Annotated in this window: 9 protein-coding genes; 5 read left to right on the top strand and 4 right to left on the bottom strand. The window is 44.4% G+C overall.

The window, feature by feature from the left end; genetic code table 11:
* Positions 1-72 precede the first annotated feature (72 nt).
* The 3 genes from ISX59_RS06275 to ISX59_RS06265 are packed head-to-tail and all read right to left on the bottom strand — an operon-like array spanning position 73 to position 3,310.
* A complete protein-coding gene (locus tag ISX59_RS06275) occupies positions 73-1,317 on the bottom strand; it encodes an ABC transporter permease (protein ID WP_005778840.1) in 1,245 nt (414 codons plus the stop codon).
* A gap of 2 nt (positions 1,318-1,319) precedes the next feature.
* Positions 1,320-2,579 (bottom strand): ABC transporter permease, encoded by a 1,260-nt coding sequence (locus ISX59_RS06270; RefSeq protein ID WP_005810702.1) that lies wholly within the window; start codon positions 2,577-2,579, stop codon positions 1,320-1,322.
* Between the two features lie 14 nt (positions 2,580-2,593).
* A complete protein-coding gene (locus tag ISX59_RS06265) occupies positions 2,594-3,310 on the bottom strand; it encodes an ABC transporter ATP-binding protein (RefSeq protein WP_005778836.1) in 717 nt (238 codons plus the stop codon).
* 178 nt (positions 3,311-3,488) lie between these two features.
* On the opposite strand from ISX59_RS06265, the gene ISX59_RS06260 reads away from it, so the two are divergent.
* A complete protein-coding gene (locus ISX59_RS06260; protein WP_005810700.1) occupies positions 3,489-4,469 on the top strand; it encodes an ROK family protein in 981 nt (326 codons plus the stop codon).
* Between the two features lie 858 nt (positions 4,470-5,327).
* Here the strand turns inward: ISX59_RS06260 and rplS are convergent.
* Positions 5,328-5,681, bottom strand: coding sequence for a 50S ribosomal protein L19 (gene rplS / locus ISX59_RS06255; protein ID WP_005778830.1), 354 nt, complete (start codon positions 5,679-5,681; stop codon positions 5,328-5,330).
* Between the two features lie 156 nt (positions 5,682-5,837).
* On the opposite strand from rplS, the gene ISX59_RS06250 reads away from it, so the two are divergent.
* From ISX59_RS06250 to ISX59_RS06235, 4 genes are read left to right on the top strand one after another with little or no spacing between them, the layout of a single operon-like run.
* Positions 5,838-6,626 (top strand): 5'-nucleotidase C-terminal domain-containing protein, encoded by a 789-nt coding sequence (locus ISX59_RS06250; RefSeq protein WP_032531745.1) that lies wholly within the window; start codon positions 5,838-5,840, stop codon positions 6,624-6,626.
* A gap of 39 nt (positions 6,627-6,665) precedes the next feature.
* Positions 6,666-7,538, top strand: coding sequence for a bifunctional UDP-sugar hydrolase/5'-nucleotidase (locus tag ISX59_RS06245; protein ID WP_032541599.1), 873 nt, complete (start codon positions 6,666-6,668; stop codon positions 7,536-7,538).
* 37 nt (positions 7,539-7,575) lie between these two features.
* Positions 7,576-10,563, top strand: coding sequence for a glycoside hydrolase family 3 N-terminal domain-containing protein (locus tag ISX59_RS06240; protein WP_032531743.1), 2,988 nt, complete (start codon positions 7,576-7,578; stop codon positions 10,561-10,563).
* A gap of 23 nt (positions 10,564-10,586) precedes the next feature.
* Entirely contained in the window at positions 10,587-13,634 is a 3,048-nt protein-coding gene (locus ISX59_RS06235) for a glycoside hydrolase family 3 N-terminal domain-containing protein (protein WP_220575745.1), read from the top strand.
* Positions 13,635-13,735: the final 101 nt, after the last annotated feature.

The raw sequence follows: 13,735 nt of genomic DNA, 5'->3' as shown, positions 1-13,735 counted from the left end.
TATATTTTGAATTGTTATTTTCTATACTTGACTGTGTCTCTTTTCTGCTTTTTGTGGGGGAGAGGCTGTACTTTATTCATCTCTGATAGCCTCTATCGGACGGATGGCCATTGCTCTGTAAGCCGGTGCCAGCCCGGCCAGTAATCCCAGTGTCACGAGTAACAGGCAGGTTCCGATAGCCATGCCAAAGGAGACCTGGAAGTGAGAATAATGGTCTTTACCGGAGTTAACGCCTATTTCCATCAATTGCAGGATCAATACTCCAAAAGAGATGCCGGCCATGCCTGCTATGGTAGTCAGTACCATACTTTCCGATAAGATCTGTTGCAGAATATCTTTCGGACGGGCACCGATGGCACGTCGTATACCTATTTCCGTGGTTCGTTCCTTTACCGTTACCATCATGATGTTCGATACACCGATGGCGCCGGCCAGCAAAGTACCCAGGCCCACCATCCAGATCAGTACATGGATACCGGTAAACAAATTATCCATCATCGAGAACATGGCTTCCGCATTCAGTTTCATGACTGCCTGCTTATCGTCCGGTGCTATATAGTGTGCTTCTTTTAGGATGCTTTCTATTTCCGGTTCCAGATCGCTTACTTTTTTCCCGGGTTTCACGGTATAGCATATCACATCGATACGTTTTCCCATATTGTAGGCTTGTTGCATGGTACTAAAAGGTAATACAACAGCTTCCGAAGCCCGTCCCTGAATATTTATGTTTCCTTCGGATACACACATACCGATCACCTGGTAATAGATTCCGTCTACCCGTACATACTTTCCACAAGGATCTTCGCCCGGATTGAAAAGGCTTTCGTAAACGCGTTTGCCGATCACGCAGACTTTGCGTCCTTCGCGTACGTCCACATCATTAATGAATCTTCCGTAAGCCATATCCTGATTTTCAATCTTGGCGTAGTCCGGATAGAGCCCCTTTACGCTGCAATCATACTTTTTTTCTCCGAAAATGGCTGTCGAGCCCCAGCGGGCTATCGATGGGGTAATAACATCGATATCTTTTACTTTCTCACGGATTTGTTCTACATCCGAGTTCTCGATATCCCAGTAACGTCCTTTACGGAATCCTTTGTAAGCTTCCCCTGTTTTCTGGGAGCCCATGAATCCCGAGTTGGTGGCAAATCCTTCGAATTCGGCTTGCATCATGTCCTGCATCCCTTGTCCGCCCCCCATCAGGGCTATCAACATGAAGATACCCCAGAATACTCCGAAAGCCGTCAGCAGGCTTCGTGTTTTGTTTCTTGTTATCGTGACGAGGATTTCCTCACACGTGTCTATATCTACTCTCATAATCAATCTGCTCTAAGTGCTTCAATAGGTCTGATACTTACTGCTTTTTTGGCCGGGAAGAATCCTGCCAATGTGCCTGCGATTACCAGGGTTAATGTGGCCTGTATGGCAATACTGATATCTACCGTCGGATTCAGGAATACCGTCTCCGAGAACATTCCCACATCTACGGTTTGTTCTCCGGCCACCTTATTCATCCATTCGGTAGCTGCGATTCCCGCTACCATGCCGATATATCCAAAGAGGGTCGTAATGGTTACACTCTCTACGATAATCAGCCATAGGATGGAGAATGGCTTGGCACCCAATGCCTTGCGGATCCCAAATTCGCGTGTTCTCTCTTTCACTGTGATCAGCATGATATTTGATACACCCACAATGCCACTCAGCAGTGTAAAGACACCGATCACCCAGATGGCCGTGCGCAGGATACCCATGGCATTCTGAGATTGCAGATAGTTGGTAAAGCGGTTCCATATCCATAGTGCACTGTTGTCCGAAGGATCGAAACGATGTTTGGCACCCATCACTTTACGATAGGCTGCTTCAAATGCCTCATTCGATTCCATCGTGGTGAGTCCTTTGGTCGTGAAAGTCAGGTTGTTTAGTTTATCGCCTTTATTGTAAATCACCTGTAGGGTTGAGAAGGGAATATATGCTTCACTGCTTCCCTGGTCACCCGGATCGGTGTAAAGTCCTACTACCTGATAAGAAACTCCACCGGCATTTACGAATTTTCCGATAGGCTCTGTTCGGCTTTTTCTGAAAAGGATCTCAGCCGTCTTGGTATGTAGTACAATTACTTTTCGCCGTTCTTTGAGGTCGATATCATTAATGAACCGTCCCTCTGTCGATTTTACGGATTCCACTTCTGTAAAGTTCGGATATACCCCTTCCAATGAAAGGTTAACGTACTCCTGTCCGTAACTCAGATTCACATTGCTCTGCCATTGACTGGCACCTACGCTGATGATGTTGTCACTGAAATGTTCCATGGTAGCATTCAAATCTTTGTTATCCAGTTGAATGCGGCGTCCCTCTTTCAGTCCGTCGTAGGGCTTTCCGGTCCATCCCGGATAGATTTTGATGGAGTTCAGTGCTCGTGCGGAGGATGACTTTTCAAAAGCATGGATTAGCCCGTTACCGGCTCCTAATAGCACTATCAGCATGAAAATTCCCCATGCTACGGCAAATCCGGTCAGGAACGTACGAAGTTTGTTCCGTTTGATGGTGCCATATATTTCTTGCCAAATGTCAATCATATTTGTATTTGTTTTTATTTCATATATCCATCCTTGCCGAATGGTGAGGCATCATGATTCTGGTTCTCTTCAATCCGTTCGATAATACCGTCTTTGATGTGAATAATCTTGTCCGTCTGGTTGGCAACTCCGCTTTCGTGGGTTACTACGACAATGGTCATTCCGGTCTTGTGCAGGTCTTTCAGGATTTGCATGACTTCTACTGAAGTTTTGCTGTCCAGTGCACCGGTAGGTTCGTCGGCCAGAATAATCTGAGGCTGTGTAATCAGGGCACGGGCGATGGCTACACGCTGTTTCTGACCGCCGCTCATTTCGTTGGGCATGTGATGTGCCCAGTCTTTGAGGCCAAGTTTGTCGAGGTATTCCATAGCCATTGCGTTCCGCTTTTTCCGGCTTACTCCTTGGTAAAATAGAGGTAGTGCAACGTTTTCTACTGCGTTTTTGAATGAAATCAGGTTAAACGACTGGAAGATGAAACCGATCATCCGGTTGCGGTACTCCGCGGATTTAGTTTCGCTCAGGTTTTTAATCAACACATTGTTGAGGTAATACTCTCCGTCATCGTAATTATCCAGTATACCTAATATATTAAGTAAAGTAGATTTGCCGGAACCTGATGCTCCCATAATGGAAACGAATTCACCCCGCTCGATATCGAGATTGATGCCCTTGAGTACGTGGAGGGGGGCTCCGTTGTTGTAGGTTTTGTTAATGTCTTTTAAGTGTATCACAGTTTCATCTATTTAGTTTCAATTTTCTTATGATTTGTTCTATTAGACGCACGGTTGATACGAAAAGTTGCAAACGAAGTGAACTTTTTTAAAAAAAGATTTTGTAGACTCAATCTTCTTTACGTAATTTGTGTGCAATAAACATTTAATATTAACTAACCCTTTAAATAAGAGTATCATGAATTCAAGCATGGAGAAACCCTACGTAGTGGGTATTGACATTGGCGGAACAAACACTGTCTTTGGAATTGTTGACGCGCGCGGAACTATTATAGCAAGCGGTGCAGTGAAAACTCAGGTATATCCTACAGTAGAAGAATATGCAGATGAAGTATGCAAAAATCTTCTGCCGTTGATCATTGCAAATGGCGGGGTGGATAAAATAAAGGGTATCGGCATTGGCGCTCCTAATGGAAACTATTATACCGGAACCATTGAGTTTGCTCCTAACCTGCCTTGGAAAGGTGTATTGCCGTTGGCTTCTATGTTCGAGGAACGTCTGGGCATTCCGACAGCCTTGACAAACGATGCTAATGCTGCCGCTGTGGGTGAAATGACTTACGGGGCTGCTCGCGGTATGAAAGATTTTATCATGATTACTCTGGGAACAGGTGTCGGTAGTGGTATTGTTATCAACGGACAAGTGGTTTACGGACATGACGGCTTTGCCGGAGAACTCGGTCACGTGATCGTTCGTCGTGACGGACGTATCTGTGGTTGCGGACGTAAAGGATGTCTGGAAACATACTGTTCGGCTACAGGTGTGGCACGCACTGCACGCGAATTCCTCGCTGCACGTACCGATGCCAGCTTGTTGCGCAATATCCCGGCAGAGAGCATTGTATCGAAAGATGTATACGATGCTGCCGTACAGGGAGATAAGCTGGCTCAGGAGATTTTCGAATTTACAGGTAATATTCTGGGTGAGGCATTGGCTGACGCTATTGCTTTTTCAAGTCCCGAAGCTATTATCTTGTTCGGTGGTTTGGCAAAATCGGGCGACTATATCATGAAGCCGATTACAAAAGCCATGGAAAACAATCTTCTGAACATTTACAAAGGCAAAACAAAATTGCTCGTTTCTGAGTTGAAAGACTCCGATGCTGCCGTACTGGGTGCCAGTGCATTGGCTTGGGAATTGAAAGACCTGAGAGACTAAGAGCGAATGAAAGCGATTATTTAGCTGAAAGCTCCGGAAGCAATTCCGGAGCTTTTTTTGTCTGTGTGGGCAGGAACTTCGGGATGTACTCCAATATCGTTTTGTCAAAAATGTCATTTTGTATTTTCTATCGGTTCAGGGCGGGCATATTCCGATCTTTGTTGGGAACCGGTGGGAAAAATGAATTTTAGCAGACTCCCGGAAGGTCAAAAAGATGTCTTATTGAGCTTGACCCTCTCCGGAAGAAAGAAAAGTTCTTTTATTCTGTTTTGTATGATAGCGAATCTTGTAGTCTAACTTCGAAATGGTACTTGGGATACCTCACTCCAACCGGAGCTAATAAGTGAAAAATGACTTTGATTTTAGACTATTAATAACCTCTTTGGAAGAAGTTAATGATTTGTTTCGACTTTATTAATAAAAGACTCGGACGTTATTAACAAAAGACTTGGAAGAAATTAATAATCTCTTTCGTCTTTTTCCGTATATATACTCTCAAAGTGATCAAGTTCTGCATGAATACTCTTTTTTTATGCAAGAAAGATCTACAGAAGCTCTTTGTTTAAGAAAGGGGTGGTTAGCAAATCGATTGAAAAGAGAGTATAATGATTCCCTTTTATAAGATTTAGCATCTTTTTGCCGGATTCCTTTTTTATCATCTTCCAATGCTGTAAGGGGGGGCTATTTGTTTCTTTTGGATTTCCACACATGAAGACTATCGGAAGCTTTTCGGTGATTATGCTGTATAAGTGCTTGTGCCGCGAAAGGTAGGAATGATAATTGTGTTACGAAATAAAAAAGAGGAAATCTTGCCAGAAGATTCCCTCTTTTTTATTTCGAATCGAAAAGTAAGGCTGATTAGCCGTTAACTCTTTTTTCTTTGATTCTTGCTTTCTTACCAGTAAGAGCACGCAGGTAGTACAGTTTAGCGCGACGTACTTTACCAACCTTGTTCACTTCGATGCTGTCGATAGCCGGTGATTCGATTGGGAAAATTCTTTCTACGCCTACAGTTCCTGACATTTTACGTACAGTAAAACGTTTCTTTTCTCCGTGACCTGCAATTTTGATAACAACACCACGGTACAACTGTACACGTTCTTTGTTACCTTCGATAATACGATATGCTACTGTTACAGTGTCGCCTGCTTTGAAGCTCGGGTGCTGTTTTCCGGTAGCGAATGCTTCTTCTGCAATTTTAATTAAATCCATTGTTGTTTATTATTAAATTGTTTTATCGTTACAACGCAACATACCAGGCAACTCTCTCCTGACAGCGATTGCGCGAAAGCGGTGCAAAGTAACGAATTATTTGCCGGATAGCCAAATGTTTTTGTATATTTGTAGCATTATTAAGTACTTAAGGATATGAAACAAAATTACGCAAAGATTATTTCAGGAGTAATTCTGGCGGGGTTGCTGACATTTACTTCTTGCCAGTCGACGCACGAAATGGCAAAAGCCGATTATCGGGTTGCCAAGGTAGAAGGAAGGATGATTGACATTGACGCTAAATGGGATGCTCATCCCGATGCAGATGCCGTGGCAATATTAAAGCCTTACAAAGAGAAGATAGACAACATGATGTATGAGGTAATCGGCACCAGCGAGCAGAAGATGGACAAAGGTCATCCCGAAAGTCTGCTTTCCAATCTTGTTGCGGAGGTATTGCGCCAGGCTGCGGTGAAAGTACAGGATAAGCCGGCTGACATGGGATTGGTGAATATGGGCGGATTGCGTAATATTTTGCCTGCCGGGGATATTACGGTGGGAACGGTATATGAGATATTGCCATTCGAAAATTCACTTTGCGTAATGACGATGAAGGGAACACACCTGAAAGCATTGCTCACAAGTATTGCTTCGCTGAAGGGAGAAGGAGTGAGTGGTATCCGGATGGAAATCACTAAGGATGGAAAATTACTGAACGCTACAGTGGGCGGCCAGCCGATTGATGACAACAAACTTTATACGGTGGCGACCATTGATTATCTGGCTGACGGTAACGGAAGCATGGAAGCTTTCTTGCAAGCGGAGAAACGTGTATGTCCGGAAGGAGCAACATTACGCGGACTCTTTCTTGACTATGTGAGACAACAAACAGCTGCCGGAAAGAAGATAACTTCGGCACTGGATGGTAGAATCACCGTGAAGTAAAGGTATAATAGAATGTAAAATGATAAAATTCAGTGAATTATGATATCCCCAACCAATAATAAATATATTCTTAGTTTTATGGAAAAGAATTTTCTGGCTTTCTTTTTCATTTTCTTTTTTTCTTTTTCAGCATTTGCCCAACAGGATAAAAAACTGATCCTGTTGCAGACCAGTGATGTGCATAGCCGTTTGGAACCTATCAATCAGGAAGGTGACCGGAATTATGATAAGGGAGGATTTGTACGTCGCGCTACATTTGTGAAAGAGTTCCGTAAGGAACATCCTGATATGTTATTGTTCGACTGCGGAGACATATCACAGGGGACCCCTTATTATAATATGTTTCAGGGTGAGGTAGAAGTGAAGATGATGAACGAAATGAAATATGATGCCATGACTATTGGCAACCATGAATTTGATTTCGATCTGGATAATATGGCACGTTTGTTCCGGATGGCCGACTTTCCGGTGGTATGTGCCAACTACGATGTGAGTGCCACAGTGCTTAAAGACTTGGTGAAACCATATGTAATCATCGAGAGAGACGGAGTTAAGATTGGTGTTTTGGGATTGGGCTGCCAACTTGAAGGCATGGTTCAGGCCAATAAATGCGTGGGAGTCGTTTATAATGATCCTGTAGCTACGGCAAATGAAGTGGCTGCTGTCCTGAAAGAAAAAGAGGGTTGTGATGTGGTTGTTTGTCTTTCTCACTTGGGTGTGCAATATGATGAAAACCGGTTGATTCCTAAAACCCGTAATATAGATGTTGTTCTCGGAGGGCACTCGCATACCTTTATGAAAGGACCGAAGACTCTTCTTAATATGGATGGCAAAAATGTATCATTGATGCATACCGGTAAGAGCGGGATCTATGTAGGACAGATGGACTTGACACTTGAAAATAAGAAATAAGAGGGATTTTCCCTTTTGAAATACCCCCAAACAAACTATGCTAAAACAACTGCTAACCGCTGCGTTGCTGCTGGGTGCGGGTGCTCTTTGGGCTCAGCAAACAGCAGGACTCTTGCCTGTACGGGAAGATGTACATTGCAATGAATGGGTAGAGCAAACGCTCTCCCGCATGAAACTGAAGGATAAGGTCGGGCAATTATTTGTTTATACCCTGGCTCCACGGACAGATAAAGATACTGAAAAATTAGTGGATAAACTGACCCGTAAGTTGAAAGTGGGTGCTTTCCTGTATTCCGAAGGAACGGTAGAAGGTCAGGCGAAATTGACCAACCGGGCACAAAGCCGGTCGAAAATTCCGTTAATGATCACTTTTGATGGTGAGTGGGGACTATCCATGCGATTGGAGAATACGCCTGTGTTTCCGCGTAATGCGGCATTGGGTTGCATCAGTGATAATGCACTGATTGAGGCCTACGGGCAGGAAGTGGCACGTGAATTCCGGGAGATGGGTGTACATGTTAATTTTGCTCCGGATGCGGATGTCAATACCAATCCTGATAATCCGGTGATCCATGTGCGTTCGTTTGGTGAAAACCCGGAAGCGGTGGCTGAGAAAGTGATAGCTTATGGGCGTGGATTGGAGAGTGGTGGTATCTTGTCTGTTTCCAAACATTTTCCCGGACATGGTGATACGGACGTAGATTCTCACAAGGCGCTGCCTGCGGTCTATTACAATCGGGCACGTCTGGACAGTGTGGAACTATATCCTTTTAAAGAGGCCATTCGGGCTGGTTTAGGTGGTATTATGGTAGGGCATTTGCAGGTTCCGGCTCTGGAACCTGATCGTATAACTCCTTCTTCATTGTCGCGTAGCATTGTGACAGATGTGCTGCGAGGAGAGCTGGGATTCAATGGCTTGGTCTTTACTGATGCGCTTGCCATGAAAGGAGTAGCAAGCGAACCGGATGTGACGGTGAAGGCTCTGAAGGCGGGCAATGATATGGTATTGGTGCAACAAAATATAGAGAAAGCACAGCAGGATGTTCTGCAAGCCATTAAGGAAGGACGGCTCAGTATGGAAGAAGTAAATGCAAAATGCCGCAGGATCTTAACTTATAAGTACCGTTTGGGATTAAATAAGCGTCCTGTGATTTCAGTAGATGGGTTGAGTGATCGTATCAACACTCCTGAGGCACGGGCTTTACTGACAAAACTCCGCACGTCAGCAGTGACCGTACTGGGGAACTATTTCCGGATTCTCCCTCTTGTTACTAAAGATGAAATAGCTGTATTGACGGTAGGTGGTGAAGGTAGTGATGCTTTGTTCATTGAAGAGTTACGCACCAGACTGTCATTGAAAACATTCCGAATGGATAAAGATACGGGAGAGGAAGAACGCAAACGGATAGCAAAAGAACTTGGAAAACATCGGAGGGTCATTGTGAGTATGACGATAAAAGATAAAGAAGCGGAAGAATATCGTCCGTTCTTTACAGACCTCAATCTCCAGGCTCCTGTGGTTTATGCTTTCTTTACTTCGTACCGGACCCTGGTGACACTTGAAGAGGCTGTTGCCCGTTCGGCTGCTGTTGTACTGGCACATTCCGATGAAGCGGATTTGCAACGTTATGTAGCGGATGTGGTATTGGGTAAAGCTTCGGCGACAGGGCGTTTGTCTATGCGTATCGGAGAGACGTTTGCTGCCGGTTCAGGTGTAGATATAGTGCCCGGCATGACTGCCGGTACGGCTCCTGAAGATTATGGATTGAAATCGTACCGACTTCATCGTATAGACTCTGTAGTATCTGCCGGATTGGCTGCCAAAGCATTTCCCGGGTGTCAGGTACTGGTATTGCGACATGGACAGCCTGTTTATGATAAATGCTTCGGCATTCATTCCGATACGGATAGTACCCCGGTACGTCCGACCGATCTTTTTGACCTTGCCTCTTTGACCAAGACAAGCGCTACACTATTGGCTGTGATGAAACTTTATGATCAGGGACAGTTGAAATTGACTGATCCTGCTTCTAAATATTTGCCTGCTTTACGGAATACGAACAAAAAGAATATTACCATTCGGGAGTTATTGTTGCATGAATCCGGCTTGGTTCCCTATATCCGTTTTTATCGCAACGCAATCGATGAATATTCAGTAACCGGTCCTTTTACACAAGGGTTTGTGGATGAATGGCATCATACCCGTATGGGGGAATATACTTATGCCTGTTCGGATTTCAAGTTCAGGAGAGGGCTCGTCTCTGCAACAAAAACGCCGGAACATACGTTGAAAATAGCCGATGGAATGTGGCTGCACAGAAAGTTTAAAGCCGCAATGATGAAGAGTATTGTTCAGTCGGAACTGGATCGTAAACGTTTTGTGTATAGTGATATCGGCTTTATTCTGTTACAGCAGGTGGTAGAATCCATAACCGGTCAAACGCTCGATGCTTATTTGGCTGCTGAGTTTTATCGACCTATGGGGTTAGAACGTACGTTGTTCCAACCGTTAAACTGTTATAAGAAAACAGAAGTAATGCCGACTGCTACCAATGATTATTTGCGTCGGCAGAACCTTTGCGGATATGTGCATGATGAAGCGGCTGCCTTTATGGGAGGCGTGAGTGGCAATGCCGGATTATTTTCGACAGCCTGCGAACTTGGAAAGATCTATCAGATGATTCTCAATGAAGGCGAACTGGACGGGAAGCGTTATCTCAGATCGGAAACCTGCCGTGCATTTACTATGGGAAAATCTGCTGTCAGCCATCGTGGATTAGGATATGACAAGCCTAACTTGAATGATCCGAAAGCAAATGCCTGTGCACCTTCGGCACCGGCCTCTGTTTACGGACATACTGGATTTACCGGTACTTGTGCTTGGGTGGATCCGGAAAATGACTTGGTTTATATCTTTCTGAGTAACCGTCTCTGTCCCGATTCCTGGAATGGAAAGTTGAATAGCATGAAGATTAGGCAAGGGATACAGGAAGTGATTTATCAGTCATTATATACAACAGAATAGCTAATGGCTTTTTACAATATAGAATGAAAAGAAGATATTTATTTGCTGGTTTAGTCGTATCAGCGTTTTTTGTGGTAGGGGCGAAAACTCCTACTTTAAAAGATACTCCTATTGGTGAGAACTTTCATGCTCCTCCCGGTGTATCTGCTCCTATAGAACCTTTATTGCTTTATCAGGCCTCTCAGGACGAAAAATGCCGTCACTGGGTCGATTCTGTTTACAAGCGGATGAGTTTGAAAGAAAAGGTTGGCCAATTGTTCATTTATACCATTGCACCTGTGCAGACCAAACGGAATATGCAGTTGTTGCGTGATGCCGTTCATACCTATAAAGTCGGTGGATTACTCTTTTCCGGTGGAAAGATACAGAATCAAGCTACACTGACCAACGAAGCGCAACGGATGGCACGCTGTCCGTTGCTGATAACCTTCGATGGTGAGTGGGGACTTTCCATGCGTTTACGCGGTACTCCTGTTTTTCCGAGAAATATGGTATTAGGATGTATTCAGGATAATCGGCTGATCTATGAGTATGGACGGGAAATGGCTCGCCAGTGTCGTGAACTGGGAGTACAGGTGAATTTTGCTCCGGTGGCTGACGTAAATATCAATCCGGATAATCCGGTTATCAACACCCGTTCGTTCGGTGAAGATCCGATGCAGGTAGCCGACAAAGTGATTGCTTATGCTTCGGGGCTGGAGAGTGGAAAAGTCCTTTCGGTTTGCAAGCATTTCCCGGGACATGGTGATACGGACGTGGACTCACACAAAGCATTGCCCGTATTGCCTTTTACACGTGAACGTCTGGACAGTGTAGAACTATATCCGTTTAAAGAGGCTATCCGTGCCGGAGTCAGTGGTATGATGGTGGGGCACTTACAGGTTCCTGTAATCGAACCAATCGGTGGATTGCCCTCATCTTTATCGCGCAATGTGGTTTATGGTTTGCTGACCGAGGAATTGGCTTTTAAGGGACTTATTTTTACGGATGCGCTTGCTATGAAAGGGGTTTCCGGTAATCAGAGTGTCTGTCTGCAAGCCTTGAAAGCCGGAAATGATATGGTATTGGCTCCCCGCAGGCTAAAGGAAGAGATAGATGCTGTATTGGCAGCGGTGGAAAAAGGAGAACTTCCGGAAGAGGAAATTGATGCAAAATGTCGGAAAATACTCACTTATAAATACATTTTAGGTCTAAAGGATAAACCTTTTGTGAGACTATCGGGGTTGGGGTCTCGTATTAATACGCCTCAAACACGTGATTTGATTCGCAGGCTAAATCTGGCTGCAATTACAGTGTTGAATAATAAAGGAGGCGTATTGCCTCTGCATCCCGACCTGAAAGAGGTAGCTATATTGAATGTCGGTGATGGCGGGAAAACAGAACCTTTTGACCGCGAAATAAAGAAGTATATTCCATTTACGCGTTTTCAATTGCGTAAAGATTTGCCGGAGGTCGAACAGCAGAAACTGCGTGATTCTCTTGCTGCTTATCGCCGCATTATTGTTACTGTTACCGAGCAACGCCTTGCTCCTTACCAATCATTTTTTGCCCGGTTTGCTCCGGAAGCTCCTGCAATTTATGTATTCTATACTCCGGCTAAATCCATGTTGCAGATCCAGCGGGCTGTATCGGCGGCTGAGGCTGTGGTACTGGCTCATGCTCCTCATGATGATGTTCAGGAACGTGTGGCTGATATACTTTTTGGCAAAGCGACAGCAGACGGAAGGCTATCTGCCAGTGTAGGTGGATTGTTTCCTGTCGGTTCGGGAGTGACGATCACACCGCATACGCCTTTCCATTTTGTGCCCGAAGAATATGGTCTGAAATCGGAGGTACTAAGTCGCATCGATTCAATTGCTTTGGAAGGTATTAAAGAAGGAGCTTATCCTGGTTGTCAGATACTGGTGATGAAGGATGGCAAGACTTTATATGACCGATGTTTCGGGCATCATACAGATGAGCATAGTGAGAAAGTGAAACCGACCGATCTTTATGATCTGGCTTCACTGTCAAAAACAACAGGTACATTGTTGGCTGTAATGAAGCTCTATGATAAAGGGTGCTTTAATCTGACTGATAAAGTGTCTGATTATCTGCCTTTCTTGCGTAAGACGAATAAGGAGAATCTGACCATTCGTGAACTACTCTTGCACCAATCGGGGTTACCTTCCGGATTAGTCTTCTATCAGGAAGCTATTGATAAGAAAAGTTATAAAGGTTCGTTGTTCAAGCAGTCAAAGGATGCGTTGCATACGGTACGGTTAGGTGCTCGTACTTGGGGAAATCCGAGGTTCCGGTTCAATAAAGGGATGGCAGCCGAGACGAAAAGCGGAGACTGTATCCTTCAGGTTTGCGATAGTCTATGGTTAAATCAGTCGTTCAGGGAAGAGATGCAGAGAAAAATTGCAGAAGTACCGTTAAAGGATAAGAATTACCGTTACAGTGATATCGGATTTATCTTGTTGCAGATGCTTGCAGAAGAGTTAAGTGGTAAACCATTGGATGAATATCTGTGGCAGGAATTCTACAAACCGATGGGGCTGGAGCGTACTGCATATCTGCCGTTGCGTTACTTCGATAAAAAAGAGGTAGTACCTTCTGCAGTAGACCGTTTCCTGCGTAAGACTACTTTGCAGGGATTTGTCCATGATGAGTCGGCTGCATTTCAGGGAGGTATTTCAGGAAACGCCGGACTTTTTTCTACAGCTCGTGAGGTTGGTAAGGTCTATCAGATGTTACTTAATGGTGGTGAGCTGGATGGACGGCGTTATTTAAGTAAAGAGACTTGTGCTTTGTTCACTACCGATAAATCTAAAATCAGCCGCCGTGGTCTGGGCTTTGATAAACCGGATGTGGTGAATGAAAGTAAAAGCCCGTGTGCTGTTTCTGCTCCTGCTTCTGTATATGGGCATACCGGATTTACAGGAACCTGTGCCTGGGTAGATCCGGATAATGGTTTGGTTTATGTGTTTCTGAGCAATCGTACCTATCCCGATGCTTGGGTTAACAAATTATCTAAAATGGCAATACGGGAAAAAATTCAGGAAACCATTTATGAGGCGATGAAGTAGAATTAATCATTACATATGCCAGCGTATTATAAGTCAACTCTTGGTGAGGAGGTATCTCACTGAGATTTGATTTATAATGCTTTATGATTCATGATGTTTTG

It is taken from the genome of Bacteroides sp. FSHCM14E1 (genome assembly GCF_019633785.1).
In the GTDB taxonomy this organism is placed as follows: domain Bacteria; phylum Bacteroidota; class Bacteroidia; order Bacteroidales; family Bacteroidaceae; genus Bacteroides; species Bacteroides hominis.
This window is presented reverse-complemented; position numbering and strand designations above follow the sequence as displayed.

Bases quoted from the DNA above. Each gene is read 5' to 3' on its own strand.
- ISX59_RS06275 (WP_005778840.1), bottom strand. From the start codon at position 1,317: ATGAGAGTAGATATAGACACGTGTGAGGAAATCCTCGTCACGATAACA.
- ISX59_RS06270 (WP_005810702.1), bottom strand. From the start codon at position 2,579: ATGATTGACATTTGGCAAGAAATATATGGCACCATCAAACGGAACAAA.
- ISX59_RS06260 (WP_005810700.1), top strand. From the start codon at position 3,489: ATGAATTCAAGCATGGAGAAACCCTACGTAGTGGGTATTGACATTGGC.
- rplS (WP_005778830.1), bottom strand. From the start codon at position 5,681: ATGGATTTAATTAAAATTGCAGAAGAAGCATTCGCTACCGGAAAACAG.
- ISX59_RS06250 (WP_032531745.1), top strand. From the start codon at position 5,838: ATGAAACAAAATTACGCAAAGATTATTTCAGGAGTAATTCTGGCGGGG.
- ISX59_RS06245 (WP_032541599.1), top strand. From the start codon at position 6,666: ATGATATCCCCAACCAATAATAAATATATTCTTAGTTTTATGGAAAAG.
- ISX59_RS06240 (WP_032531743.1), top strand. From the start codon at position 7,576: ATGCTAAAACAACTGCTAACCGCTGCGTTGCTGCTGGGTGCGGGTGCT.
- ISX59_RS06235 (WP_220575745.1), top strand. From the start codon at position 10,587: ATGAAAAGAAGATATTTATTTGCTGGTTTAGTCGTATCAGCGTTTTTT.